Origin of the sequence: Neotabrizicola sp. VNH66, assembly GCF_049445895.1 — a bacterium.
Classification (GTDB): Bacteria; Pseudomonadota; Alphaproteobacteria; order Rhodobacterales; family Rhodobacteraceae; genus Pseudogemmobacter.
This window is the reverse complement of record NZ_JBMSDW010000005.1, coordinates 1-23,610: the sequence shown is the minus strand read 5'-3', so window position 1 is coordinate 23,610 and position 23,610 is coordinate 1. Positions and strand designations below refer to the sequence as shown.

The following is a 23,610-nucleotide window of genomic DNA, read 5'->3' as shown; positions in this document are numbered from 1 at the left end:
GGGTCACACGAACCCTTAAACGAGGCTTTTCATGCGTTTCCTTGCCGCCCTGTCCCTGCCCGTCCTGCTGGCCGCCTGCGGTGTCGATGGCGCGCCGAAGCCCCCGGCAGAACCCGGCGTGTCCATCAGCGGCGAGGCCCGCATCGGGGTGGTCGGCAAGCTGTGATCCGGCTGGCCGCCCTGCCCCTTCTTGGCCTGCTGGCGGCCTGCGCGGCACAACAGCCGCAGATGGGCGTGCATGTGAACACCGTCTCCGGGCAGGTCAGCCCCTCGGTCTCCACCTCGGTCGGCGGGCTGGCGATTTCCGCCAACGGAAGCGGCGGCGCAATCGGCACGCGGCTTGGTCCCATCGGGCTGAGCGCGGGGTTCTGACCACAAAGATTGCGCCACGCGCGCGCCATGCTATAGCAGCCGCAGCATATCGGTCGGCAAGGGCGCGGAAGATGGACCATTTTCTTTACAAGGCCGGCATCCTTCATGCCGAGGACGTGGCCCTGACCGACATTGCCGCCCGCGTCGGAACGCCATTTTATGTCTATTCCACCGCCACACTGACCCGCCATTTCAGCCTGTTCACCGAGGCGCTGGCGCCGCTGCCCCATCTGGTGTGCTTCGCCATCAAATCGCTGTCGAATGTGGCCGTGCTGAAGACGCTGGGCGATCTGGGCGCGGGCATGGATGTGGTCTCGATGGGGGAATATCTGCGCGCCCGGGCCGCGGGCGTGCCGGGAGAACGGATCGTATTCTCCGGCGTGGGCAAGACGCCCGCCGAGATCCGCACCGCGCTGGAAGGCGGCATCCGCCAGTTCAACGTGGAATCCGAACCCGAAATGCGGGCGATTTCCGAGATTGCGCTGTCTCTGGGCACGGTCGCGCCCATTGCGATCCGGGTGAACCCGGATGTCGACGCCCATACCCACGCCAAGATTGCCACCGGCAAGTCCGAGAACAAATTCGGCATCCCCATCGCCAAGGCCATCGCCGCCTATGCCGAGGCGGCCAGCCTGCCCGGGCTGAAGGTCGTGGGCATCGACGTGCATATCGGCAGCCAGCTGACCGAGCTTGCGCCCTTTGAGGCCGCTTTCCGCAAGGTGGCCGAACTGACGGAAACCCTGCGCGCCGCGGGCCATCAGATCACCCGGCTGGATCTGGGCGGGGGACTTGGCATTCCCTACACCCGGTCCAACGAGGCGCCGCCCCTGCCGGTGGAATATGCCGCCATGATCAAGCGCACCCTCGGCCATCTGGGCTGCGAGATCGAGATTGAGCCGGGCCGCCTGATCTCCGGCAACTCCGGCCTGCTGGTCAGCGAAGTCATCTATGTGAAGAACGGCGAAGGGCGGGATTTCCTGATCCTGGACGCCGCGATGAACGATCTGGTCCGCCCGTCGATGTATGACGCGCATCATGACATCATCCCGGTCACCGAGGCCGCCCCGGGCGCGCCGACCCAGCCCTTCGATGTGGTCGGGCCGGTGTGTGAGACCGGCGATACCTTTGCCAAACAGCGCGAAATGCCGCTGCTGGCCTCTGGTGATCTGGTCGCCTTCCGCTCGGCGGGCGCCTATGGCGCGGTGATGGCCAGCGAATACAATTCCCGCCCGCTGGTGCCCGAGGTGCTGGTGCGGGGGGATCAATTCGCTGTCATTCGGGAACGCCCGACCTATGAAGAGATGATCGCGCGCGATAAGCTGCCGCAATGGCTCTGACGCGGCTGCGTCGTGATGGCTTTGACGCGGCTGCCCGGTGCATCCGCATGGCGGAGGCGGAATGGCGGCGCAATCCCCGGAAAAAACCCTTGAGTCGCTGAAAACCCCGTTGCGTCTGACGCTGGCGGGGCTTTGGGCCGAACGGCTGATGCTGGCGTTCTGGCCGCTCTGGGTGATTCTGCTTCTGGGTTTCTCGGCCGCGGCCTTTGGCGTGCATGAACTGGGTCCGCTGCTGTGGTTGCAGATCGGGGCGGGCGCTGTGGCGCTGGCGGCAGTCGTCGCGCTGGCCTGGGGCCTGTGGCGGTTCCGAAAGCCAACTGCCGAGGATGCCCTGACCCGGCTGGACATGAGCTTGCCGGGTCGTCCGATTTCCGCCCTGCGCGACACCATGGCCATCGGCGCCGCCGACCCGGCCTCGCAGGGCGTGTGGCAGGTGCATCTTGCCCGCATGGCCGACCGCGCCCGTGCCGCGCGTCCCGTGCAGCCCGATTTGCGCCTGTCGTCGCGTGACCCCTATGCGCTCCGCTATGTGGCGCTGACCGCGGCGGTGATGGCCGCCCTCTTCGGCAGTTTCTGGCGGGTGACCGAGGTGACGGGGCTGCCCCCCGGCGCGGCCACCGCCATGCCCGGCGGCCCGGTCTGGGAAGGCTGGGCCAAGCCGCCCGCCTATACGGGCAAACCGACGATCTATCTGAACGACATTGCCGAAGGCCCGCTGGAGGTTCCGGTCGGGACCCGCATCCAGATCCGCGTCTATGGCACCGACGGGCTGGTGGTCGAACAAACCGTCGCGCAGGTCGCCCCCCCGCCCGAACCGCCCGCCGATGGCGCAACGCCCGCTGTGCCGCAGGGCCTTGCCGGGCTGACCGACCTGACGGTCAGCCAGTCGGGCCGTCTGGCCATCGAAGGCAACGGCGGCCGCACGTGGGAGGTGATCGCCACGCCGGATGCCCTGCCTGCGGTCGAGGTTTCCGGCGATATCGGGCGCGAGGCAGACGGCCGGTTCAAACAGGGGTTCAAGGCCAGCGACGATTACGGCGTGGTGGCCGGGACCGTGACGATCTCGCTGGATCTGGCAGCGGTCAACCGCAGCCACGGGCTGGTCATCGACCCCGAGCCCGTGGCGCCCGTGGTCCTTGATCTGCCGATGCCGGTGAAGGGCAAACGGGCCGAGATTGCCGAGACGCTGATCGACGACATCTCGGAATCGATCCTGTCGAACATGCCGGTGAAGATGGTCTTCAGCGTATCCGATGCCGCCGGCCAGACCGGCAGCGCGGAACCCTATGCCGTCACCCTGCCCGGCAAGCGGTTCTTCGATCCGATGGCCAATGCCGTGATCGAGATGCGCCGCGACATCCTGTGGAACCGCGAGAATGCAACCCGCGCGGTGCAGATCCTGAAGGCGATGATGTATCGCCCCGAGGATCTGTCCCGGTCGGAAAACGCGGCCAAGCGGCTGCGGGTGCTGATCCGCGAGATGGACAAGCTGAACGCCGCGGGCCCGATGACGACCGAAAAGCGCGACGAGGTGGTCAAGGAGCTTTGGGACATCGCCTTCATGTTCGAAGAGGGCGATCTCGGCTCTGCCTATGACCGGCTGCAACGCGCGCAGGACCGGCTGGAGGAGGCGATCCGCAACGGCGCCTCGCCCGAGGAAATCGACCAGCTGATGAAGGAAATGCAGCAGGCGATGCGCGATTATACCCGCGAACTGGGCGAAGAGGCGCAGCGCAATCCGCAGCCGCCGTCCGAAGGCGGGCAGGAAATCACCGGCGATCAGCTCCAGCAGATGCTGGACGAAATCCAGCGGCTGATGGAGGAAGGCAAGACCGCCGAGGCCATGGCCCTGATGGAACAGCTGCGTCAGCTGATGGAAAACCTGCAGGTCACCCAAGGCCAAGGCCAGGGCGAAGGTCAGGGCAACCAGTCGATGAAGGATCTGGGCGAGACGCTGAAGGACCAGCAGGGCCTGTCGGACGACGCCTACCGCGACATGCAGAAAGGCCGCAACGGCGAGGAAGGTCAGCAGGACCCCGGCGAACTGGCCGATCGCCAGCGCGAGCTGCGCCAGCGGTTGCAGGAATTGCAGGATGGCCAGTTGCCCGGTGATGGCACCGAACAGGGCGAAGCGGGCCGCGATGCGCTGGACCGCGCCGAAGAAGCGATGCGTCAGGCCGAAGAGGCGCTGGAAGAAGGCGACCTGTCCGGCGCGCTGGACCGGCAGGCCGAGGCCATGCAGGAAATGCGCGACGGGATGCAGGATTTCGGCGAGGCTCTGGCGCAGGAGCAGCGCGAACAGGGTCAGGACAACGGCGGCACCGAACAGGCGGGTCGGGTGGACCCCAATGCCGTTGATCCTCTGGGCCGCGAACCCGGCGATGCGGCGCGCATCGGCTCGGACAACAACATGGTGCAGAACGACCCCGATCAGCGCGCGCAGCAGCTTCTGGACGAAATCCGCCGCCGCTCGGGCGAGGCGGAGCGGCCGGACGAGGAACTGGATTACCTCAAGCGGCTTCTGGACATGTTTTGATCCGGCGACCCCGCCGGATCAGACCCGGGATCAGCCTCCCGGGGCAGCCGGGCTGATGGCATCGGTGGCATTGTCCATTGTCGAATTCAGCCAGAGCCGCAGCCCGTCCACGAAGAGGACATAGCTGTCCAGCGGCCCTTTCAGCGCGGGCACCAACGCGGCGATGCTGTCGGCCGTGACATAGATCACCGCAGCCACGAACAGCAGGAACACCGCCAGAAGGAACCCGCTGCGAAAGCTGTTGCCGCGGGTCAGGTCGGGCAGCGCCTCCACCTCGGCATCGGGGTTGCTGGCCCGCTCTCCGGGCTGGAGGGTCGAATTGATCTCTTCGACATCGGGCAGCAGGTCGCGGCGCGCAGCCGGTTTCGGCGGGCTGGGCGGCGGAGCGTCGGGGTTTTCCCCCTTCAGCATGGCCAGACGGCGGCGGGTCGCGCTGGCCGCCGAGGCGGGCGGCTCGATCCCGAGGTCGGGCTGCACCTGCATCTGGCCCTCGGCCTCGGCCTGACGCGAGGACTGGCGCTGCGCCTCGCTCCGGCGGGCCTCGGCCTCGCGCTCGGCCTCTTCGCGCAGGACGGAAAGGACGGAATCCTCCAGTGCCGCGGCAGGAGGCGCGACCGAAGGCGGGGGCGAAGGCTCATCCTCGTCCTCTTCCGGCAGCACAGGGGCCGGAACAGCCGCCGGGGCCGCAACACGCGGGGCAACGGCGGGCGGCGCGGCAGGCGGCAGGGATGCGGGTGCGGGTGCGGGTGCGGGCAGGTCGTCGCCGTAAAGCGCGGCCTCCTCCTCCAGGGCGAGTTCGTCTTCGGGACGCAACTGGAACCAGCCATGCCCGCAATTCGAGCATTGCACATCCCGCCCGCCGGGGGGGATGGCATCGTCCGGGACCTCATACCGCGCGTCACAATTCGGACAGGCCAACCGCATCAATCACTTCCCCGTCAAGGCATTGCCCGCCGCTGTTGTATCAACGATCCCGTGAACGGCCAAGACTTTGTGTCCCGGTCTTGTGCAATCCGCGGGCAACATGCGATGGAAGGCGGGGCTGCTGCATCATCTTGCGCCGCGGCCGGGGGACAAAAGGGGCATGCCGGCGTGATTGCCTTTGAAAACACGGCCTATAACTATGGTGGCGGAGAGCTTCTGTCCGAGGTTTCGCTGCGCCTTGCCCCGGGGTCGTTCCACTTTCTGACCGGCCCCTCCGGCTCGGGCAAGACCACCTTCCTGAAACTGGCCTATGCCGAACTGCTGCCGACGGCAGGCCATGTCACCATCTTCGACCGCGAGGTCCGCAGCCTCAGCCGCGATGACGTGGCACGCACCCGCCGCCGCATCGGTGTTGTGCATCAGGATGCGCCGTTTCTGGACCACCTGCCGCTGGCCGCCAATGTGGCGCTGCCGCTGGCGGTTTCTGGGCGGCGCGGCGATCCGCGCGACCTGAAGGACCTGCTGTCCTGGGTCGGGCTGGCGCATCTGTCGGACGCCTTGCCCGCCCATCTGTCCGGAGGGGAGCGGCAACGTGCGGCCCTGGCCCGGGCGATCATCATGGGGCCGGATGTGATCCTGGCGGATGAACCCACCGGCAACCTGGACTGGGACATGTCACTGCGCCTGCTGACCCTGCTGGTGGAGCTGAACCGCATGGGCAAGACCATCGTCGTGGCCACCCACGACCTGAACCTGATCCGGCAGGCGAAAAATCAGGTGCCCGCCCGGGTGCTGCGCATTTCGCGCCGCCGGATCCAGCTGGCGGGGGCGGATCTGTGACCCTGCGCCACCGCCTGACCCAGCTGACCGCGCCTTTCGTGGCGCTGATGATCCCGGACCGGCAGGCCGACCGGGTGGTCCCGCCCTCGGGCCACACGGCATGGCTGACGAGCTTTACCGCCGGTGCCATGGCCTTCCTCTGCGTCTTCGCGATGGCCTTGTCGCTGGCCGCGGGGCGGCTGGCGGCGCGCTGGTCCGATGAGCTGGCGCGGACCGCCACGATCCGCCTTTCTGCCCCTCCCGAACAGATGGATATCCAGACACAGGCGGTGCTGCAGCTTCTGTCGGCCACGCCGGGCGTCGAAAGCGCCCGCGCCCTGACCGATGAGGAGAACCGCGCGCTGCTGACGCCGTTCTTCGGCCCCGACCTGCCGGTCGAGGATCTGCCCCTGCCCCGGCTGATCGAGATCACCGAAGGCGGCGACGGCTATGACAGCGAAGGGCTGCGGCAAAGGCTGGCGGCCGAGGCACCGGGTGCGGTGCTGGACGACCACACTCGCTGGCGCCGCCCGTTGGTCGAGGCGGCGGGGCGGCTGCGTCTTCTGGGCCTGTTATCGATCCTGCTGATCGGTGCGGCCACGGGCGCGATGATCACGCTGGCAGCCAATGCCTCGCTGGCGGCGAATGCGCAGGTGATCAAGGTATTGCGGCTGGTCGGCGCCAAGGATGATTACATCGCCCGCGCCTTCGTGCGCCGCTTTACCCTGCGGGCACTGGCCGGGGCTGCGGCGGGGGCGCTGGCCGGGCTGATCGGTGTCCTCCTCTTGCCCAATGCCGATTCTGCGGGCGGCTTCCTGACGGGCCTTGGTTTCACCGGGGCGGGCTGGCTCTGGCCCTTTGTCCTGCCACCGCTGGCGGGGGCGGTCGCCTTCTTCGCCACCCGCCGCGCCGCCTTCAACAAGCTGAGGGAGCTGACATGATCGCCATCCGCTGGCTGCTGTCGCTGATCTTCATCCTGCAGATGTATCTGGCCATGGCGGTCTTTGCCGTGGTCTTCGCACCCTGGGCGGTGATCTCGCGCGAAGGTGCGCTGGCCGCCGCCCACACCTATTGTCGCTGGGTACGCTGGACGGCCCGCATCCTGTGCGGCCTGCGCTCCGAGATCCGGGGTGAGGTGCCGCAGGGCGAGGTGCTGATCGCCGCCAAACACCAGAGCTTCTTCGACATCATCCTGATCTTCGGCGCCCTGCCCCGCCCCCGTTTCATCATGAAGCGGGAACTGATCTGGACTCCGTTTCTGGGCCAGTATGCCCTGCGCATCGGCTGTATTCCGGTGGACCGCGGCAAGCGGGGCGCGGCGATTGCAAAGATGAAGGCCGATGTGGCCAGCGGCACCGCCGACCCGGGACAGCTGGTGATCTATCCGCAAGGCACCCGCGTGGCGCCGGGCGCGACCAAAGCCTACAAGGTCGGCATCGGGCTGATCTATGATCAGCTGGGCCAGCCCTGCGTGCCGGTGGCCACCAATGTGGGCGTGTTCTGGCCGAAGCGCGGTATCCTCCGCAAACCCGGTCTGGCGGTGGTGGAGTTCCTGCCCGCCATCCCGCCCGGCCAGCGCGTGCCCGAATTCATGGCGGAGTTGGAGCAACGCATCGAATCGCGGTCCAATGCGCTGATGGCCGAAGCCGGGTTCCGGGCCTGACATGGCGACCCGGGCCGAAACGGTGGACCATCTGCGCGACCTCTTGGCACCGTTGCCCCTGACCGCGCGCAAGATGTTCGGCGAATACGCGCTGTATCTGGATGGCGTCGTGGTGGCGCTGGTCTGCGACGATACGCTCTGGATCAAGCCGCTGCCCGGTGCCCGTGCCCTGTTGCCCGATTGCGATCTGGCCCCGCCTTTCCCCGGCGGATCGCTTTACATGAATGTTGCCGAGGCGCTGGATGATCCCGACACGGTGCGCGCGGCGCTCCGCAGCGTGGCGCGGGAACGCCCGCCGCCGAAACCCCGCAAGAAAAAGAAGGCCGAATGATGCACTGGATCACCTCGCTGGAAGACCTGCACGCGCTTTATGGCACGCCGGGACAGGCCGCCGTGGCCAAGGTGATGCCCGCGCTGACGCCGTCCTACCGCGCCCATATCGAACGGTCGCGCTTCTGTGTGCTGACCACCGTGGGGCCCGAAGGCACCGATGGCAGCCCCCGCGGGGATGAGGGGCCGGTGGTCCGGGTGATGGACCCGCGCACCCTTTTGCTGCCCGACTGGAAGGGGAATGAGCGGATCGACAGCCTGCGCAATATCCTGCGCGACGGACGGGTCAGCCTGATGTTCCTTGTCCCCGGATCGAACACCGCGATGCGGGTGAACGGCACCGCCCGGCTGACCGCAGACCCCGAGCTGCTGGCCCTGTTCGACCGCGACGGCCAGCGCCCGCGCACGGTGACCGTGATCGCCATTGCCGAGGTCTATTCCCAATGCGCCCGCGCGCTGATCCGTTCGGCCCTCTGGACCGGGGGCGACCAGTCGGCCGGGCTGCCCACCGTGGGCGACATGCTGCGCGAGATCACCGAAGGCGTGATCGACGGCGCCGCCTATGACGCCGACTGGCCCGCCCGCGCGGCGAAGAGCATGTGGTGAGGCGTCAGCTGAGCGGGCAGTCCGCGACCTGAAGGTCCAGCGCCAGCCGCTGCTCGGGGCCATAGCCGCGGGCGGCGACGTTGATGTAAAGCGCGCCCTTGTCGGTGAAGACATCGGCGTCTGTCACCTGCATGGTGGTGAATTCCGGGTCGATGCGAAAGCTGTCGAACAAGGCGCAATCCGCCTCGAACTTCAGGACATAGCCGTTGAAGGTGGCATCGTAGAAGGTGCCGAACCCCTTGGGATACGTCAGCTCCACCCGGGTCGGCCCGATATCCACGGTGACCGGCACCACATCCAGCCCGCCGGTCAGCCCCTCCGGCTCCAGCCCGAATTCCACGCCCTCGCTGACCTGAACCGTGCGGCCCCGCGCCTCCAGATAGGGGGTGGCGGGGTCATCCCATGTCATGACGGTGAAGGTGACAAGCCGCCCCTCCAGCGTGCCCGCCGCCGCCGGCGCGGCCAGAGCCATCGCAAGAACCGCCGCCCGGATCATGCGAATTTCAGCGCGACGATCCCGCCCAGGATCATCAGCACCCCCAGAATGCGCAGGGCATTCACCGGCTCGGCAAAGAGAAAGACCGCGGCAGTGGCGGTGCCGATGGCCCCGATCCCCACCCAGACCGCATAGGCGGTGCCCACCGGCAGCGATTTCATCGCAAGGCTGAGCAGCCAGAACGACCCGGTCGCCAGCATGATCGTCACCACGGTCGGCCAGAGCCGCGTGAAGCCGTCGGAATATTTCAGACCAAGCGCCCAGCCCGTCTCCATCAGACCGGCGATGGCGACGATGATCCATGGGTTCACGCCGCCAGACCCTTCGACCCCATCTCAAGGAACTTGTTCCGGCGGTCACGGATCAGCGTCTCGGGCTTCTTGCTGGAGAGTTCGCCCAGCATGGTTTCCACCGCCTTGCCCACCGCCTCGATCGCCTCACGCGGGGCACGCTGCGCACCGCCGACGGGTTCCTTGACGATGCGGTCCACCACGCCCAGCTTTTGCAGATCCTGAGCAGTCAGCCGCAAAGCCTCGGCCGCTTCGCGCATCTTCTCGGCATCCTTCCACAGGATCGAGGCGCAGCCTTCGGGAGAGATCACCGAATAGACCGAATGTTCCAGCATGGCCACGCGGTTCGCCGTAGCAAAGGCCACCGCCCCGCCCGATCCGCCTTCGCCGATCACCACAGACACCAGCGGCACACCGATGGACAGGCATTTCTCGGTGGACCGGGCAATCGCCTCGGACTGGCCGCGCTCTTCCGCGCCCTTGCCGGGATAGGCGCCGGGCGTGTCCACCAGCGTGATCACCGGCAGGCGGAAGCGGTCGGCCATATCCATCAGGCGGATGGCCTTGCGATAGCCCTCGGGCCGGGCCATGCCGAAGTTGTGCGCGATCCGGGTCTTGGTGTCATTGCCCTTTTCATGGCCGATCACCATGACCGGGCGGTCATTGAACCGCGCCAGCCCGCCCATGACGGCATGATCATCGGCAAAGCCGCGGTCGCCGGCCAAAGGCGTGTATTCCGTGAACAGCGCGTCGATATAGTCGCGGCAATGCGGCCGGTCCGGGTGGCGCGCCACAAGGCATTTCTGCCATGCGGTCAGATTGCGGTACAGGTCGCGCAGCGCGGCATCCGCCTTGCGGTCCAGCGCTTCGGCCTCTTTGGCCACGTCCATGCCGGACCCGTCCTTGGCCATGGCCCGAAGTTCTTCGGCCTTGCCCTCGATCTCGGCCAGGGGCTTTTCGAATTCAAGGTAGATCATGCGCGGCGAACCCTGTCTTGGTCGCCCTCTATATGGCCGGGGGCGGGCCAAAGTGCAACCGTCCGGGCTTGCCCTGCGTCAGCTGCCGCCGGTTGCCCGGGATGCAGGCAATCGCGCCAGCAGGGAAACAAGGTCCGTGCGCGTGACCACCCCCACCAGCACCGGACCATCCGGCCCCCGGTCGTCCAGAACCGGAATGGCATCGCAATGCCCCCGCGCCAGCAGCGGCATCAGCGCGGATGCCGGGGCATCGGGCGCAAGATGGGGCACCGAGGCATCCATCAGATCGGCCGCGCGCAGGCCATCCTCGCGGCCCGGCGCCAGCCGCCGCGCCATTGCCGCAACAAACCCGCCCTGCGTCGCCCGGGCCAGATCCTCGGCGCTGCGGATCAGGTGGATCTGGAAGATCAGTCCCAGATAGCGCCCTTGGTCGTCCAGCACCGGAAGCGAGGTGAAGCCGTGTTGCCGGAACAGGCCTGCCACTTCGGACAGCCGGGCATCCTGCCGGACGGTGACCAGATCGCGCGACATCACCTCGGCCACGGGGATGCCTTCGGCCTGATGCTGCGCGGCCAGCCGTTCGGTCGCAACGATCAGCCGGGCCAGATCCTCGACCCCGATATTGGTGCTTTGCCGGAATTCCTGCAACAGCGCGGCCAGTTCGTCACGCGATACGGCAAGCCGGTCATCCGCCCCTTTTGCCTGCCGCGCCTCCGGCTGGCGGAACGGATAATACCGCCCGGTCAGCCGCGCGAAGGGAATGGCCAGAAGGATCAGGCACAGCGTGCCCAGCCCCACCGGCGCCAGCACGAAACCGAAGCCCAGCTTCTGGATGATCTCTGGGTTCAGCGCACCTAGCACGGCCACCGCGCCGCCGGGGGGATGCAGCGCCCGGGCCAGATGCATCAGCAGCAGCGCCGAAGCCGCCGCCACGGGCACCCGCAGCGCCGGATCATCAATCCACAGGACCGAGGCCACCGCGACCGCCGCCGAAAGACAATTGCCCAGAAGCGCAGGCCAGGGCTGCGCCATGGGGCTGTTCGGCACGGCAAACAGGATCACGCTGCTGGCCGCCAAGGGCGGGATCAGGAACAGACCCGCCTCTCCGGTGCCGCGGACCGGGCGCAGCAAAAGCTCCAGCAGCGCCAGTGCGAGGGCGACAGCCAGCGTCGCGCGCAGGGTTTCTCGTCCACCGGCGAAAGAGGCCGCGGGGCGCAGATGGCGCAGCGCGCCAGCGACACGTTCCCCGATTTGCACTGCCCTTCTCCGCCTGTCCGTCCCGGGCAACGTCCGCTGCGGAACGCCCTTCCTGAATGTAGCAACGCCCCGCGGCTTTCACCACGGGGCGCGCGTCCTCCCGGTTGCCGCGCAGGGCCTCCTCTCCCTGTTGGTCGCGGCGCGGGTATTCTTTTCGATCTGCCCAAGGAACGGGCCATCGGCCGGTCAACCGTGCACAATGTCACAGCAGTGTGTCAACGATTCAATTCAGCCCGCGGCGATGATTTCGGCCTGCCGGACGATGACTTCGGCCTGCCGCATCGAGGCGATGTCGACGAGGCGCCCCTTGTAGACTGCGGCGCCCTGACCGGCGGACTTTGCGGCCTCCATCGCGGCCAGAATCTCGCGTGCCTCGGTCACGGCGGCATCGGAGGGCGTGAAGACCTCATTGGCCAGCGCGACCTGCTTCGGATGGATCGCCCATTTGCCGACCATGCCCAGGGTGGCCGAGCGGCGGGCTTGCGCGCGGAACCCCTCGTCATCCGAGAAATCGCCGAACGGCCCATCCACCGGCAGCACGCCATGGGTGCGGCAGGCGGCGACGATGGCGGCCTGCGCCCAATGCCACGGATCGGACCAGTATTTCGCGCCCTCGCGGTGCATGTAGTAGTTTTCCTGCGTCCCGCCGATGCCGGTGGTCTGCATCCCCATGCTGGCCGCGAAATCGGCGGCGCCCAGGCTCATGGCCTGCAGGCGGGGGGAAGAGGCGGCAATCTCCTCGACATGGGCGATGCCCGCGGCGGTCTCGATGATAACCTCAAGGCTGATCGGCTTCGTCCGGCCCTTGGCGCGTTCGATGCCGGTCACCAGCGCGTCGACCGCATAGACATCGGCCGCGCAGCCCACCTTGGGGATCATGATCTGGTCGATCCGGTCGCCGGCCTGTTCCAGCACATCGACCACGTCGCGATACCAGAACGGCGTGTCCAGCCCGTTGATCCGCACCGACAGCGTCTTGCGGCCCCAGTCGATGTCATTGATCGCCTGAATGATATTCGCCCGCGCGCTGTCCTTGTCCCCCGGCGCCACGCTGTCTTCGAGATCAAGGTTGATCACATCCGCGGCGCTGGCGGCCATCTTCTCGAACAATGCGGTGCGCGAACCCGGCCCGAACAACTGGCAGCGGTTGGGGCGGGCGGGGGCGGCAGGTTGCAGGCGAAAGCTCATCGCGGCTCCGTCAGGAAATCAAGTTTCGTTCTGATCGACAGTTTCGATATAATATTGCGCAGACGCAGGCAAGATGATTTTGCCTCCGCAGCACTGCATATGCAGCGTCGAAATCCGGTGGACGGCGGCCCAGCGCCGGGCCAACAAGGGCCGCAGACCAAAGGGGCGCCCCATGATCACCGTAAACCGTGAGACTTTCCGCCTTGCGCAGGTCTTCACCATCTCGCGCGGATCGAAGACCGAGGCGCAGGTGCTGACCGTCCGCATCGCCCGTGGCGGGGTGACGGGGTGGGGCGAATGCGTGCCCTATGCCCGCTATGGCGAGACTTTGGACAGCGTGACCGCCCAGATCGCCGCTTTGCCCGAAGGGATCACCCGCGCCGCGCTCCAGACGGCCCTGCCCGCCGGGGCCGCCCGCAATGCGGTGGATTGCGCGCTCTGGGATCTGGAGGCGAAGGCCGCGGGCCGCCGAGTCTGGGATCTGGCCCACCTGCCCGTGCCGGGGCCGATGGTGACGGCCTACACGCTGTCCCTGGACACGCCAGGGGCGATGCGCGCGCAGGCCGCCGCCCATGCCCACCGCCCGGTGCTGAAGATCAAGCTGGGCACCCCCGACGACATGCCAAGACTGGAGGCGGTCCGCGCAGGCGCCCCCGCGGCGCGGATCATCGTCGATGCCAATGAAGGCTGGACGGCAGAGATCTACGCCGATCTGGCGCCGCATCTGCTGCGGCTGGGGGTCGCGCTGGTGGAACAGCCTCTGCCCGCCGGGCAAGATGATCTTCTGGCCGAAATCGCCCGCCCCCTGCCGGTCTGTGCCGATGAAAGCTGCCACGACCGCGACAGCCTGCCCGCGCTGCGCGGCAAATATGACGTGGTCAACCTGAAGCAGGACAAGACCGGCGGCCTGACCGAGGCGCTGGCCCTGCGCGATGCCGCGCGGGCGCAGGGCTTCGGGGTGATGGTGGGCTGCATGGTCGGCACCTCTCTGGCCATGGCGCCCGCCGTTCTGCTGGCGCAGGGGGCCGATCACGTCGATCTGGACGGCCCGCTTCTTCTGGCCGAGGACCGGCCCCACCTGCTGCACTATGACGCCCGTGGCGTGCATCCGCCCGATCCCGCGCTTTGGGGCTGAATCCACCCTTGACCGCGGCCCCGGATCGGCAAAGAAAACCCCTGCCGCAACGGAGGGACCGCACATGAGCCGCATCGTCTATCTCAACGGAGAGTATCTGCCGGAGGCCGACGCGAAGATTTCCATCTTCGACCGCGGTTTCGTCTTCGCCGATGCGGTCTATGAGGTCACCTCGGTCATCGGCGGCAAGCTGATGGATTTCGAGGGCCATTTCGCCCGGCTTCAGCGCAGCCTGAATGAGCTGGACATGCAGCATCCGCTGACCCGCGAAGAGCTGCTCTCGATCCACCGCGAACTGGTCGAGAAGAACGGCGTGAGCGAAGGTATGGTCTATCTTCAGATCAGCCGCGGCAATCCGGGTGACCGGGATTTCCTTTTCCCGTCCGATGAAGTGGCGCCGACCGTGGTGATGTTCACCCAGGTCGCCAATCTGCTGGACAGCCCGAAGGCAAAGACCGGGATCAAGGTCATCTCGGTCGATGACATCCGCTGGGGCCGCCGCGACATCAAGACGGTGCAGCTTCTCTATCCCTCGATGGCGAAGATGATGGCCAAAAAGGCCGGGGCGGATGACAGCTGGCTGGTACAGGACGGGTTCGTCACCGAAGGCACCGCGAACAACGCCTATATCGTCAAGAACGGCAAGATCATCACCCGGCAGCTGTCGAACGACATTCTGCACGGCATCACCCGCGCGGCGCTGCTGAAATACGCGGCCGAGGCGCAGATGGAGGTGGTGGAGCGCAATTTCACCATCGCCGAGGCGCAGGCCGCGGATGAGGCCTTCATCACCGGCGCCTCGACCTTCGTGACCCCGGTGGTCGAGATCGACGGCACCGCCATCGGCGCGGGCAAGCCCGGCCCCGTGGCCCTGCGCCTGCGCGAGCTGTATATCGACGAAGGCCGCAAGGCCGCGCTCTGAGCCATGCATGCCCCGTTCACCGGGGCCGGATTCCGCCGCGGCATGCGGGTGGGTCTGGCCCTGTCGCTGCCGATCCTGATCTACGGGCTGGCCTTCGGGCTGGTGGCCGCGCAGGCGGGCATGGGCTGGGGCTGGGCGCTTGGGTGGAGTGCGGGGGTCTTCTCCGGCTCGGCCCAGCTGGCGGCGGTCAGCCTGATCCAGACCGGGCATGTGACGCTTTCGTCCATCGCGCTGACCATTCTGGTGATGAACGCGCGCTATCTGCTGTTCGGCGCCACGATCCAGCCGTGGCTGTCGCAGGCGGGGCCGGCGCGGGCGCTGCCCAGCCTCTTGCTGATCGGCGATGCAAACTGGATCGCCACCATGCGGGCCGCCGAACAGGGCGAGGAGGACCGGGCCTATCTGATGGGGACCGGGGTGCCGCTGGTGGTGGTCTGGCTGGCGGGCACCGTGGCGGGGGCGATCTTCGGGCAAATCCTGCCTGACCCGCATGCCCTTGGCGCCGATCTGATGCTGCCCGCCTTTGCCGCGGCGATGATGGCGGTGATGATCCGGTCGCGCATGGCATTGGTGCCGGTGGCCGTGGGCGCGGCCTCGGCCCTTGCCGTGGCGCATTTCGCCGGGGCGGGATGGGGGATCGTGGCCGCGGGTGTCTGCGGCGCCGCCTTTGCCGCCCTGACCGTGCCGAAAAGGGCGCGCGCATGACAGATACACCGCCCATGTGGGCCATGCTGGCCGTGGCCGTGGCCGCCGCGCTGGTCTGTCGCTATGCGGGCTATCTGGCGATGCGGTTTCTGCCGCCCTCGCCTCGTCTGGATGCCGCGCTGCGCGCGACACCATTGGCAGTGATGTCCGGCATCACCGCCCTTGCGCTGGCCGCGGGCGGGCTGACCGAGGCGCTGGCCCTGGGCGCCGCGGTCGCGCTGAGCTTTCTAACCCGCAACGACGTGATGGCCGCCGTTCTGGGTGTGGCAGTGGCGGCCATCTTGCGGGCTATGGGCTGGTAACTTCGCCCTCTACTGCACCCAGGTCGGTGCTTCGATGGTGATCAGGTCGAAGGTCACATCCGTCCGGCCGGAGATCACCGCCACCACATCGCCATTCACGACAACCTCGGTATCCGTGCCGTTCTCTGCAATCCGCAGGGCCTGCGAGGTCAGAGGCTCATAGATCTGGACCTGCAAGGCCTCGTTGGCAGCCAGATCCGTGATCACAACCGGCGCACCGTCTTCATTGTTAATCGAATCATAATCGACAATGAACGAGTCGCGCCCGGCCCCTCCCGTAAGGGTGTCCCCATTATCGCCGGTCAGCGTGTCGTGGCCAAGACCACCATACAACACGTCCGAATTTCCGGCGCCGGGGATAATATCCCGCGCATAAAGGAAGTCGCCGCCAGCCCCGCCGTAAAGGGTGTCAGCGCCATCCATATCCACAATGTAGTCATCACCCGCTCCGCCATAGAGCAGATCGTTGCCAGCGCCGCCGTTCAGAGAATCCCGGTCGGCCCCGCCATAAAGCGTGTCGTTTCCGCCATCCCCTCGCATGCTATCGTCGCCGGCATCGCCCGTCATCAGATCATCAGCCTGATTTTGGCCGGAATAATCGTCACCCGCCATGGAATCGTTGCCAGCCCCGCCCCTCAGGGTATCGGCATCTCCGCCGCCCATGATGCTATCGTCGCCGTTGCCACCAAAGATTTCATCCGACCCGAAACCACCATTCACCGTGTCGGAGCCATCGCCACCAAAGACCCGGTCATCCCCCGACCCGGCCTTCAAGATGTCATCGCCCTCGTCTCCGATCAGCGTGTCATCCCCCGACCATCCAAGGATCAGGTCGTCGCCTTCCCCGCCGCTGAGATGATCGTCTCCGTGCTCGCCCCGGACGGTGTCATTCCCGCCGCCGCCTTCGATGTGATCGTCTCCGCGCCCGCCGGACAGTGAATCATCCCCGTCCAGACCAAGCAGCGTGTCGTCCCCGGCGCCACCGCTGTGGATGTCCGGCCCGTCCGTGCCGGTCCAGCTTTCGTTTTCGGGGGTGTCATCATCATCGTCCGAATCGTCATTGCTCAGCGCATCGACCAGAACACCCGCGAACAGCAGCGGAAGGATAAAAAGCAATTCCATAATTGGGGCACCTGCACAGGAAAGACTGCCGCCGGACCGTTGGCAACGTCGGCGTTAACAAAATCTTTACCTCGTGCAGATGCGAGTCAATCAGGCCGCCTTAAAAATGCCGCATTGTCCTGTCGGGCGCGGGGTCAGGGCGGGCTGCGCGGATATTGTTTCCGCGGCAGAAACCGTGCGGAATCAGCCCTTCGATCCAACATTCGCCGCAAAGGACTGCGTGAACGCTGCCTTCTGTTCGGCGCTGGCCTCGGTCTGGTGCTGTGCCACCCAATCGGCATAGGGCATGCCGTAGACGATCTCGCGCGCGGCATCCTTGGTCAAAGCGATGCCCCGCTCGGCCGCGGCCTCCTGATACCAGCGGGACAGGCAGTTGCGGCAGAACCCGGCCAGGTTCATCAGGTCGATGTTCTGCACATCGGGCCGCTTCTCCAGCAGGTGCTGCATCAGCGCGCGGAAGGCCGCGGCCTCCAGCTCGGTCCGGGTCGCGTCATCCATGGTCTACCTCCTTCAGGGCGGCGGTCAGGGCAGGCGCCAACCGTGCCGCCCAGTCCGCCTGTGCCGCCGCATCGGCAATCAGATCGTTCCTGACCTCGATCAGGGTATTGTGTCGCCCCATGGCAAGGGCATGGCGGTCGATCGCATCGCCGGGCAGATGGCCGGAATAGGGCTCATTATCGCCGACGCACAGTCCGGGCAGGCGCCGCAGCTGGCCGATCACCGCATGGGACAGCCGCGAATCCAGATGCGAATGCAGCACGCCGATCTGCCATGGCCGCGGCGGACGCCCCTTCAGGCTGGGCGTAAAACTGTGGATCGCAAGGATGACCGTATCCGGCCGCCGCGCCGCCAGCGCCGCATAGGCCGCGTGATAGGGCCGATAGAGCCGCGACAGCCGTTCCTCGATGCCCTCGGCATCAATGCGGCGGTTCGCGGGGATCAGGCTGCCGTCATATAGCCGCATCACCAGCGTCGGATCATCCTCGCCCCGGTTCGGGTCGATCACCAGACGCGAGAAATCCGAGCAGATCACCGGGCTGTCCAGCAGGACCCCAAGCGCCCGCGCCACGCCCGCCGCGCCCGGATCCCAGGCGATGTGCCGGGCCATGTCATCCGCGGGCAACCCCAGATCGCCGCCGGCCACCCAGTCCGGCACCCGGTTGGTCGCATGGTCGCAGGTCACCAGCCAACGGCCGGGCCGGTCTTCGCCTTCGATCTGGAATGCCACGGCGCCTCCGCTCTTTGGTCCGGGTTAGCGCATCGCGCGGGCCGGGTCCACCGGCGGCACGCCGCAGCACCCGCGCCCGGATGCCGCTTTTGCAGGCGAAACACCGGTGTTGGAGGTCGCGCAGCCGGCATTTCGCCGCGCATATCCCTCATCCCTGATGATTTCCGCGGCCTCTCTGCGGAACAGGGCCGGAAAACCGGGCACGTCACAATACGTTCGGTTGCGGGCGCTAACATTCTGCGCCATAACCCGCTTGGCCCACGATGAAAGCGATATTTGAAGGAGGATGGCATGCGCCGTCACCGCAGCGTCAAGGTTGTCGCCACTCTGGGGCCTGCATCCAGCACCTATGACATGATTTGCGAATTGTTCGTGGCCGGGGCCGACGTGTTCCGCCTGAACATGAGCCATGGCACGCACGAGGATATCCGCGAGCGTCACCGCATCATCCGCGAGGTGGAGCGGGACCTTGGCCGCCCGATCGGCATTCTGGCCGATCTTCAGGGCCCGAAGCTGCGCGTCGGCGCCTTCGCCGCGGGCGCCCATGATCTTGAGGATGGGGACAAGTTCCGCCTCGATCTGGACGCCACCCCCGGCGATGCCAGCCGCGTGCAACTGCCGCATCCGGAGATCTTTGCCGCGCTGGAACCGGGCGCGACCCTTCTGGTCAATGACGGCAAGATCCGCCTGCAGGTCGATGCCTGCGGCCCCGATTTCGCCGATTGCACCGTGGTCGTCGGCGGCACCATCTCGAACCGCAAGGGCGTGAACGTGCCGGATGTGGTGCTGCCTCTGGCCGCACTGTCCGAAAAAGACCTGAAGGATCTGGAATTTGCCTGCGATCTGGGCGTGGACTGGCTGGCCCTGTCCTTCGTCCAGCGGCCCGAAGATGTGGAACAGGCGCGCAAACTGGCCAAGGGCCGGGCGGCGATCCTGTCGAAGATCGAAAAGCCTGCCGCGGTGAAGGCCTATGACGAAATCCTTGCCGTGTCGGATGGCATCATGGTCGCCCGTGGTGATCTGGGCGTGGAGCTGCCCGTGCATTCGGTGCCGCCGATCCAGAAGCGGCTGGTTCGCAAGGCCCGCGCCGCGGCAAAGCCGGTGATCGTGGCCACCCAGATGCTGGAATCGATGATCGAGAATCCGATGCCCACCCGGGCCGAAGTCTCGGACGTGGCGACGGCGATCTATGAAGGCGCCGATGCGGTCATGCTGTCGGCCGAATCGGCCGCGGGCAAGTTCCCGGTCGAAGCCGTCACCACCATGGACAATGTGGCCAAATCGGTCGAAAGCGACCCGACCTATGTGGCCGTGATCGACGCCAGCCGCGTCGTCCGGCGCGAGACGGTGGCCGATGGCATCGTCGCCGCAGCGCGCGAGATCGCCGAGGCGACCGACATCAAGGCCATCACCTGCTTCAGCCAATCCGGCAACACCATCGGTCTGGTCGCCCGCGAACGGCCGCATGTGCCGATCATCGGGCTGACGCCGCTGGTCGAAACCGCGCGCCGCATGGCGCTGACCTGGGGTGTCCATTGCGTGGTGGTCCCCGAGCAGGAGCGGTTCAAGGGCGCCGTCCTGTCGGCCATCCGCGCCGCGCGTTCGGACGGCTTTGCCACCGATGCAGACCAGATCGTGGTGACCGCAGGCGTGCCGTTCAACGTGCAGGGCACAACCAACATCCTGCGGGTCGCCCCCTGTGATGAGCGGTTGATTTCCAAGGTTGACCCCGGCTAACCTTCGGTCGTTCTGGCAAGGGGGCGCGAGTTGGATCCGGACCTGTTTCTGACCATCGGCGTCGTGCTGGCGATCCTGACCATCCCCTCGCTGTTTTCGGCCTGGACCGACGGGCGCGCGCCCCGCATGGGCGCCATCATGCTGATCGCCGCTGCCGGGCTTGTGGTGGCGGCGGTGACCAAGAAACCCGGCGGCTATGCCGTGGGCGACGTGCCGCATGTGATGATGTCCGTCGTCGGGCGCTATATCAACTGACCCGGCCCGACGAGCGGGCCAACTGACCCGGCAGGTCGGAATCCCCCTTGCCCTTTTCCCCGGCTGCCCCTATCAGGGCGCCTTCGGAAGAACCGCGCGGACGGCGAAAGTGGCATGCCTCCCCGCGCGCGAAACACTGGAGTGTGAAAATGCCCAAGATGAAGACCAAATCCGCTGCGAAGAAGCGGTTCACCTTCACGGCCAACGGCCATGTGAAGGCAGGCGTGGCCGGCAAGCGCCACGGCATGATCAAGCGCACGACGAAGTTCACCCGTCAGGCCACCGGGACGATGATCCTGAACGCCTCGGACGAGGGCATCGTCAAGAAATACATGCCGTATAACCGCTAAGGAGCCAGACCCATGTCCCGCGTCAAATCCGGCGTTGTCACCCACGCCCGCCACCGCAAGGTCATCAAGGCGGCCAAGGGCTACTACGCCGCCCGTTCCACGAATTTCCGCACCGCCACCCAGGCAGTGGACAAGGCCAACCAATACGCGACCCGCGACCGCAAGGCCAAGAAGCGTACGTTCCGCGCGCTCTGGATCCAGCGGATCAATGCGGCCGTCCGTCTGTTCGACCCGGCCTTCACCTATTCGCGCCTGATCGACGGCCTGTCGAAAGCCGGGATCGAAGTGGACCGCAAGGTTCTGGCCGATCTGGCCGTGCACGAGCCGGAGGCGTTCAACGCCATCGCCGGCAAGGCCAGGGCCGCTCTGGCCGCCTGATCCGCGTTCACGTTTCCTGAACAATGACGGGCACCTTCGGGTGCCCGTTTTCGTTTGCGCGGGCAGTCGCTGCGTCATTGCAGAAAAGGCATGACAGAGCCGCTGCAACATGCTGTTTCAACTGGGCTTGCGGGGGCAAAGCAGGATTCGGTCACGGGCTTGTCAGCCCTCACAGGAACGCGGGGAATGGTTACCGGACTACTGACAGCAGCGCCCGCGCGCGAACGGCTTGACTGGCTGGATGCCGCCCGGGGTCTGGGCATCCTGCTGGTGGTGTTCGCGCATTGCCTGCGCGGGCTGGAGACGGCGGGCATCCAGCCGCTGACACCGCTGGTCGAGACGGTGGACCGGGTGATCTATGCCTTCCACATGCCGCTGTTCTTTCTGTTGTCCGGGCTGATGTTCGAACATGTGGCCCGCCGCCACGCTCCCGCCGGCTTTCTGCGCGACCGGATGCTGCGGCTTCTGTGGCCGCTGGCGCTCTGGACCTGGATCTTCTTCGCCTTCCGCGCCGCGGCGGGAAATGCCGTCAACGGCGGTGCCAGCTGGGCCGAGTTTCCGCTGAACCCGCTGCCGCCGCAGCTGCATTTCTGGTTTCTCTGGGCGCTGTTCGTGATCTCGGCGGTGCTTTACCTGATGTGGCGGCTGTGGCAGCGGATCAGCGGCAGCCGGTCCGACACCACCTTCTGGCTGGGCAGCTTCACCCTCTCCTGTATTCTGGCCCTCTGGGTGCCCGTGCCCGAGGCTCTCGGGCCATGGCTGGTGCCCGCCGTGCTCTATGCGCCCTGCCTGATTGCCGGGGTCCTCTTTGCCCGCGGTGATGTGCAGATCACCAGCCTCGTGACGCTTCTGCTGACGCTGGCGCTGTTCGCGCTGCTGCTGTGGCTGGCCGCAACACTGAACAGCGCGCCCTCCAATCTCTCGGTGGCCTTGTTCGCCCCGGTGCTGCTGCTGCTGGCCTTGCGTCGTGGGGTGGCCATGGGCGTGCCGTTCCCCTATCTGGGCCTGCTGGGTCAGGCCTCGATGGCGATCTTTCTGGCGCATACCATGTTCTCGGCCGGGGTGCGGATCGTTCTGGTGATGGCCGGCATCGCGGACCCGGTGCTGCATCTGGTTCTGGGCACGCTGGCCGGTCTGGCCGGGCCGCTGGCGCTTTGGGCGGCCGCCCGGCGCTATGGGCTGATGCGGCTGGCGGGCTTCTGACCCACGCGCGGGGAAGCGGTGCTTGTCCCCGAAGCCGTCCTGCGCTAGCACGGCGCCCGGAACTTCATCCGCGACCGAAGGACGACCGCCATGGATGCTTTGCGCGAAAAATACCTTTCCGCCATTGCGGCGGCCCCGGGCGAAGGCGCGCTGGAAGAGGTGCGGGTGGCCGCCCTTGGCAAGAAGGGCGAGATTTCGGCCCTGATGGCCACTCTGGGCAAGATGGCGCCCGAGGAACGCAAGGCCGCGGGCGCGGCCATGAACGTCCTGAAGGATGAGATCGACGCCGCCCTGCGCGCCAAGAAAGCCGCGCTGTCCGATGCCGCGCTGGACGAACGGCTGCGCTCGGAATGGCTGGACGTGACGCTGCCCGGCCGCCCGCGCCGCACCGGCACCATCCACCCCGTCAGCCAAGTGATGGATGAGCTGACCGCTATTTTCGCCGACATGGGCTTTGCCGTGGCCGAAGGCCCGCAGGTGGAATCCGACTGGTACAATTTCGACGCGCTGAACATCCCGCCGGAACATCCCGCCCGGCAGGAGCATGACACGTTCTTCATGCACCGGGCCGAGGGCGACAACCGCCCGCCGCATGTGCTGCGCACCCATACCTCTCCCGTGCAGATCCGCGCGATGACGGAACAGGGCGCGCCGATCCGGGTGATCGCGCCGGGCCGCGTCTACCGCATGGACATGGACCAGACCCATACGCCGATGTTCCATCAGGTCGAGGGGTTGGCCATCGACCGCGATATCTCGATGGCGAACCTGAAATGGACGCTGGAGGAGTTCTGCCGCGCGTTCTTTGAGGTGGACCGTGTCGAACTGCGCTTCCGCGCCAGCCATTTCCCCTTCACCGAACCTTCGGCCGAGGTGGACATCCGCTATTCCAACGTCGGTGGCCAGCTGCGCATCGGCGAAGGCGACAAATGGATGGAGATCCTCGGCTCCGGCATGGTGCACCCCAAGGTGTTGCAGGCTGCGGGCGTCAACCCCGACGAATGGCAGGGCTTTGCCTTCGGCATGGGGATCGACCGCATCGCCATGCTGAAATACGGCATCCCCGACCTGCGCGCCTTCTTTGAAAGCGATCTGCGCTGGCTGCGCCACTACGGCTTCAGCGCGCTGGACCTGCCCAATCTGCCGGGCGGGCTGTCGCGGTGATGGAAGCAGTCTGGAGCTATCCGTTCATTATGCTTCTGATCTTGTGCGCCGTAGTTGCCGTTTGGCTATGGACAGAAGACGGCGGCTTTCGGGCGAAAGATGCCCCGACCACAATTGATCGTTTGAAGGCGTACGCGGCGCTCGCCATGGGTGGGCCGACCTGTGGTAAGCCACGTGCGGTCGAAACAGACGTTGTTGCACTTATCGGTGATGCGGATTCACGTCGTGAATCCTGAGCGTTAGATTCGGTCCATGCCGAAGCCTTCCTCTGCCCGCTACCGCACGACGAACTGGCCCGCCTACAATGCGGCCCT

General features: G+C 66.6%; 28 protein-coding genes. 19 read left to right on the top strand and 9 right to left on the bottom strand.

The window, feature by feature from the left end; genetic code table 11:
- Window positions 1–31: 31 nt before the first annotated feature.
- From ACO2Q5_RS08640 to ACO2Q5_RS08625, 4 genes are all read left to right on the top strand, one after another.
- The gene (locus tag ACO2Q5_RS08640; RefSeq protein ID WP_423289959.1) at window positions 32–166 is read left to right on the top strand and encodes a hypothetical protein; all 135 of its coding nucleotides are present in this window, start codon (window positions 32–34) and stop codon (window positions 164–166) included.
- The gene (locus ACO2Q5_RS08635; protein ID WP_423289957.1) at window positions 163–372 is read left to right on the top strand and encodes a hypothetical protein; all 210 of its coding nucleotides are present in this window, start codon (window positions 163–165) and stop codon (window positions 370–372) included. Before ACO2Q5_RS08640 ends, ACO2Q5_RS08635 begins: the two co-directional genes overlap by 4 nt.
- 71 nt (window positions 373–443) lie before the next feature.
- Window positions 444–1,709 carry a diaminopimelate decarboxylase gene (lysA, locus tag ACO2Q5_RS08630; RefSeq protein ID WP_423289955.1) on the top strand — a complete coding sequence of 422 codons (1,266 nt, stop codon included), beginning with the start codon at window positions 444–446 and terminating at the stop codon, window positions 1,707–1,709.
- Window positions 1,710–1,770: 61 nt separating this feature from the next.
- Window positions 1,771–4,245, top strand: a complete 2,475-nt coding sequence (locus tag ACO2Q5_RS08625; protein ID WP_423289953.1) for a DUF4175 domain-containing protein — start codon at window positions 1,771–1,773, stop codon at window positions 4,243–4,245.
- A gap of 30 nt (window positions 4,246–4,275) precedes the next feature.
- Here the strand turns inward: ACO2Q5_RS08625 and ACO2Q5_RS08620 are convergent, their stop codons facing one another.
- The gene (locus tag ACO2Q5_RS08620) at window positions 4,276–5,169 is read right to left on the bottom strand and encodes a zinc-ribbon domain-containing protein (protein WP_423289951.1); all 894 of its coding nucleotides are present in this window, start codon (window positions 5,167–5,169) and stop codon (window positions 4,276–4,278) included.
- 168 nt (window positions 5,170–5,337) lie between these two features.
- On the opposite strand from ACO2Q5_RS08620, the gene ACO2Q5_RS08615 reads away from it, so the two are divergent.
- The 5 genes from ACO2Q5_RS08615 to ACO2Q5_RS08595 are packed head-to-tail and all read left to right on the top strand — an operon-like array spanning window position 5,338 to window position 8,587.
- Window positions 5,338–6,009, top strand: a complete 672-nt coding sequence (locus tag ACO2Q5_RS08615; RefSeq protein WP_423289949.1) for a cell division ATP-binding protein FtsE — start codon at window positions 5,338–5,340, stop codon at window positions 6,007–6,009.
- Window positions 6,006–6,929 (top strand): cell division protein FtsX, encoded by a 924-nt coding sequence (locus ACO2Q5_RS08610; protein WP_423289947.1) that lies wholly within the window; start codon window positions 6,006–6,008, stop codon window positions 6,927–6,929. The genes ACO2Q5_RS08615 and ACO2Q5_RS08610 overlap by 4 nt, the downstream gene beginning before the upstream one ends.
- Entirely contained in the window at window positions 6,926–7,651 is a 726-nt protein-coding gene (locus tag ACO2Q5_RS08605; RefSeq protein WP_423289945.1) for a lysophospholipid acyltransferase family protein, read from the top strand. The genes ACO2Q5_RS08610 and ACO2Q5_RS08605 overlap by 4 nt, the downstream gene beginning before the upstream one ends.
- Window position 7,652: 1 nt before the next feature.
- Window positions 7,653–7,982, top strand: a complete 330-nt coding sequence (locus ACO2Q5_RS08600; protein WP_423289943.1) for a TfoX/Sxy family protein — start codon at window positions 7,653–7,655, stop codon at window positions 7,980–7,982.
- Window positions 7,982–8,587: a pyridoxamine 5'-phosphate oxidase family protein gene (locus tag ACO2Q5_RS08595; RefSeq protein WP_423290545.1), complete on the top strand. Its 606-nt coding sequence runs from the start codon at window positions 7,982–7,984 to the stop codon at window positions 8,585–8,587. Before ACO2Q5_RS08600 ends, ACO2Q5_RS08595 begins: the two co-directional genes overlap by 1 nt.
- A gap of 4 nt (window positions 8,588–8,591) precedes the next feature.
- Here ACO2Q5_RS08595 and ACO2Q5_RS08590 read toward each other — a convergent pair whose 3' ends face one another.
- The 5 genes from ACO2Q5_RS08590 to ACO2Q5_RS08570 all read right to left on the bottom strand — a co-directional run bounded on the left by ACO2Q5_RS08590 (window position 8,592) and on the right by ACO2Q5_RS08570 (window position 12,795).
- Window positions 8,592–9,083: a hypothetical protein gene (locus ACO2Q5_RS08590; protein WP_423289941.1), complete on the bottom strand. Its 492-nt coding sequence runs from the start codon at window positions 9,081–9,083 to the stop codon at window positions 8,592–8,594.
- Window positions 9,080–9,394, bottom strand: coding sequence for a DMT family transporter (locus ACO2Q5_RS08585; RefSeq protein WP_423289939.1), 315 nt, complete (start codon window positions 9,392–9,394; stop codon window positions 9,080–9,082). Before ACO2Q5_RS08585 ends, ACO2Q5_RS08590 begins: the two co-directional genes overlap by 4 nt.
- On the bottom strand, window positions 9,391–10,350 hold the full coding sequence (locus tag ACO2Q5_RS08580) for an acetyl-CoA carboxylase carboxyltransferase subunit alpha (protein WP_423289937.1): 960 nt from the start codon (window positions 10,348–10,350) through the stop codon (window positions 9,391–9,393). The genes ACO2Q5_RS08585 and ACO2Q5_RS08580 overlap by 4 nt, the downstream gene beginning before the upstream one ends.
- Before the next feature lie 78 nt (window positions 10,351–10,428).
- The gene (locus tag ACO2Q5_RS08575; RefSeq protein ID WP_423289935.1) at window positions 10,429–11,607 is read right to left on the bottom strand and encodes an HPP family protein; all 1,179 of its coding nucleotides are present in this window, start codon (window positions 11,605–11,607) and stop codon (window positions 10,429–10,431) included.
- A 228-nt stretch (window positions 11,608–11,835) separates the two neighbouring features.
- Window positions 11,836–12,795 carry an L-malyl-CoA/beta-methylmalyl-CoA lyase gene (locus ACO2Q5_RS08570; RefSeq protein WP_423289933.1) on the bottom strand — a complete coding sequence of 320 codons (960 nt, stop codon included), beginning with the start codon at window positions 12,793–12,795 and terminating at the stop codon, window positions 11,836–11,838.
- A 172-nt stretch (window positions 12,796–12,967) separates the two neighbouring features.
- Between ACO2Q5_RS08570 and dgcA the strand changes: the two genes are divergently transcribed.
- The 4 genes from dgcA to ACO2Q5_RS08550 all read left to right on the top strand — a co-directional run bounded on the left by dgcA (window position 12,968) and on the right by ACO2Q5_RS08550 (window position 15,859).
- Complete coding sequence (gene dgcA / locus ACO2Q5_RS08565) at window positions 12,968–13,930, top strand: N-acetyl-D-Glu racemase DgcA (protein WP_423289931.1); 963 nt, start codon at window positions 12,968–12,970, stop codon at window positions 13,928–13,930.
- Window positions 13,931–13,994: 64 nt separating this feature from the next.
- A complete protein-coding gene (locus tag ACO2Q5_RS08560) occupies window positions 13,995–14,852 on the top strand; it encodes a D-amino-acid transaminase (RefSeq protein WP_423289929.1) in 858 nt (285 codons plus the stop codon).
- A gap of 3 nt (window positions 14,853–14,855) precedes the next feature.
- The gene (locus tag ACO2Q5_RS08555) at window positions 14,856–15,557 is read left to right on the top strand and encodes an AzlC family ABC transporter permease (RefSeq protein ID WP_423289927.1); all 702 of its coding nucleotides are present in this window, start codon (window positions 14,856–14,858) and stop codon (window positions 15,555–15,557) included.
- Window positions 15,554–15,859: an AzlD domain-containing protein gene (locus ACO2Q5_RS08550; RefSeq protein ID WP_423289925.1), complete on the top strand. Its 306-nt coding sequence runs from the start codon at window positions 15,554–15,556 to the stop codon at window positions 15,857–15,859. The genes ACO2Q5_RS08555 and ACO2Q5_RS08550 overlap by 4 nt, the downstream gene beginning before the upstream one ends.
- A gap of 9 nt (window positions 15,860–15,868) precedes the next feature.
- Here ACO2Q5_RS08550 and ACO2Q5_RS08545 read toward each other — a convergent pair whose 3' ends face one another.
- The 3 genes from ACO2Q5_RS08545 to ACO2Q5_RS08535 form a co-directional block, all read right to left on the bottom strand.
- Complete coding sequence (locus ACO2Q5_RS08545) at window positions 15,869–16,981, bottom strand: calcium-binding protein (RefSeq protein WP_423289923.1); 1,113 nt, start codon at window positions 16,979–16,981, stop codon at window positions 15,869–15,871.
- Window positions 16,982–17,164: 183 nt separating this feature from the next.
- Window positions 17,165–17,479, bottom strand: coding sequence for a DUF1244 domain-containing protein (locus tag ACO2Q5_RS08540; protein WP_423289921.1), 315 nt, complete (start codon window positions 17,477–17,479; stop codon window positions 17,165–17,167).
- Window positions 17,472–18,209: an N-formylglutamate amidohydrolase gene (locus ACO2Q5_RS08535; protein WP_423289919.1), complete on the bottom strand. Its 738-nt coding sequence runs from the start codon at window positions 18,207–18,209 to the stop codon at window positions 17,472–17,474. Before ACO2Q5_RS08535 ends, ACO2Q5_RS08540 begins: the two co-directional genes overlap by 8 nt.
- Before the next feature lie 291 nt (window positions 18,210–18,500).
- Here ACO2Q5_RS08535 and pyk point away from each other — a divergent pair, with 291 nt between their 5' ends.
- The 6 genes from pyk (at window position 18,501) to pheS (ending at window position 23,296) form a co-directional block, all read left to right on the top strand.
- Window positions 18,501–19,946, top strand: coding sequence for a pyruvate kinase (gene pyk / locus ACO2Q5_RS08530; protein WP_423289917.1), 1,446 nt, complete (start codon window positions 18,501–18,503; stop codon window positions 19,944–19,946).
- 30 nt (window positions 19,947–19,976) lie between these two features.
- Window positions 19,977–20,201: a hypothetical protein gene (locus ACO2Q5_RS08525; RefSeq protein WP_423289915.1), complete on the top strand. Its 225-nt coding sequence runs from the start codon at window positions 19,977–19,979 to the stop codon at window positions 20,199–20,201.
- A gap of 149 nt (window positions 20,202–20,350) precedes the next feature.
- Window positions 20,351–20,551, top strand: a complete 201-nt coding sequence (gene rpmI, locus ACO2Q5_RS08520; RefSeq protein WP_423289913.1) for a 50S ribosomal protein L35 — start codon at window positions 20,351–20,353, stop codon at window positions 20,549–20,551.
- 12 nt (window positions 20,552–20,563) lie between these two features.
- Window positions 20,564–20,929, top strand: a complete 366-nt coding sequence (rplT, locus tag ACO2Q5_RS08515; RefSeq protein WP_423289911.1) for a 50S ribosomal protein L20 — start codon at window positions 20,564–20,566, stop codon at window positions 20,927–20,929.
- 186 nt (window positions 20,930–21,115) lie between these two features.
- Window positions 21,116–22,132, top strand: a complete 1,017-nt coding sequence (locus ACO2Q5_RS08510; RefSeq protein WP_423289909.1) for an acyltransferase family protein — start codon at window positions 21,116–21,118, stop codon at window positions 22,130–22,132.
- Window positions 22,133–22,222: 90 nt separating this feature from the next.
- Window positions 22,223–23,296 carry a phenylalanine--tRNA ligase subunit alpha gene (gene pheS, locus ACO2Q5_RS08505; protein ID WP_423289907.1) on the top strand — a complete coding sequence of 358 codons (1,074 nt, stop codon included), beginning with the start codon at window positions 22,223–22,225 and terminating at the stop codon, window positions 23,294–23,296.
- The last annotated feature ends 314 nt before the right edge of the window (window positions 23,297–23,610 follow it).

Coding starts and splice junctions, on each gene's coding strand:
- ACO2Q5_RS08640 (WP_423289959.1), top strand. CDS start 32: ATGCGTTTCCTTGCCGCCCTGTCCCTGCCCGTCCTGCTGGCCGCCTGC.
- lysA (WP_423289955.1), top strand. CDS start 444: ATGGACCATTTTCTTTACAAGGCCGGCATCCTTCATGCCGAGGACGTG.
- ACO2Q5_RS08625 (WP_423289953.1), top strand. CDS start 1,771: ATGGCGGCGCAATCCCCGGAAAAAACCCTTGAGTCGCTGAAAACCCCG.
- ACO2Q5_RS08620 (WP_423289951.1), bottom strand. CDS start 5,169: ATGCGGTTGGCCTGTCCGAATTGTGACGCGCGGTATGAGGTCCCGGAC.
- ACO2Q5_RS08605 (WP_423289945.1), top strand. CDS start 6,926: ATGATCGCCATCCGCTGGCTGCTGTCGCTGATCTTCATCCTGCAGATG.
- ACO2Q5_RS08600 (WP_423289943.1), top strand. CDS start 7,653: ATGGCGACCCGGGCCGAAACGGTGGACCATCTGCGCGACCTCTTGGCA.
- ACO2Q5_RS08595 (WP_423290545.1), top strand. CDS start 7,982: ATGCACTGGATCACCTCGCTGGAAGACCTGCACGCGCTTTATGGCACG.
- ACO2Q5_RS08590 (WP_423289941.1), bottom strand. CDS start 9,083: ATGATCCGGGCGGCGGTTCTTGCGATGGCTCTGGCCGCGCCGGCGGCG.
- ACO2Q5_RS08580 (WP_423289937.1), bottom strand. CDS start 10,350: ATGATCTACCTTGAATTCGAAAAGCCCCTGGCCGAGATCGAGGGCAAG.
- ACO2Q5_RS08570 (WP_423289933.1), bottom strand. CDS start 12,795: ATGAGCTTTCGCCTGCAACCTGCCGCCCCCGCCCGCCCCAACCGCTGC.
- dgcA (WP_423289931.1), top strand. CDS start 12,968: ATGATCACCGTAAACCGTGAGACTTTCCGCCTTGCGCAGGTCTTCACC.
- ACO2Q5_RS08560 (WP_423289929.1), top strand. CDS start 13,995: ATGAGCCGCATCGTCTATCTCAACGGAGAGTATCTGCCGGAGGCCGAC.
- ACO2Q5_RS08555 (WP_423289927.1), top strand. CDS start 14,856: ATGCATGCCCCGTTCACCGGGGCCGGATTCCGCCGCGGCATGCGGGTG.
- ACO2Q5_RS08550 (WP_423289925.1), top strand. CDS start 15,554: ATGACAGATACACCGCCCATGTGGGCCATGCTGGCCGTGGCCGTGGCC.
- ACO2Q5_RS08545 (WP_423289923.1), bottom strand. CDS start 16,981: ATGGAATTGCTTTTTATCCTTCCGCTGCTGTTCGCGGGTGTTCTGGTC.
- ACO2Q5_RS08540 (WP_423289921.1), bottom strand. CDS start 17,479: ATGGATGACGCGACCCGGACCGAGCTGGAGGCCGCGGCCTTCCGCGCG.
- pyk (WP_423289917.1), top strand. CDS start 18,501: ATGCGCCGTCACCGCAGCGTCAAGGTTGTCGCCACTCTGGGGCCTGCA.
- rpmI (WP_423289913.1), top strand. CDS start 20,351: ATGCCCAAGATGAAGACCAAATCCGCTGCGAAGAAGCGGTTCACCTTC.
- rplT (WP_423289911.1), top strand. CDS start 20,564: ATGTCCCGCGTCAAATCCGGCGTTGTCACCCACGCCCGCCACCGCAAG.
- ACO2Q5_RS08510 (WP_423289909.1), top strand. CDS start 21,116: ATGGTTACCGGACTACTGACAGCAGCGCCCGCGCGCGAACGGCTTGAC.
- pheS (WP_423289907.1), top strand. CDS start 22,223: ATGGATGCTTTGCGCGAAAAATACCTTTCCGCCATTGCGGCGGCCCCG.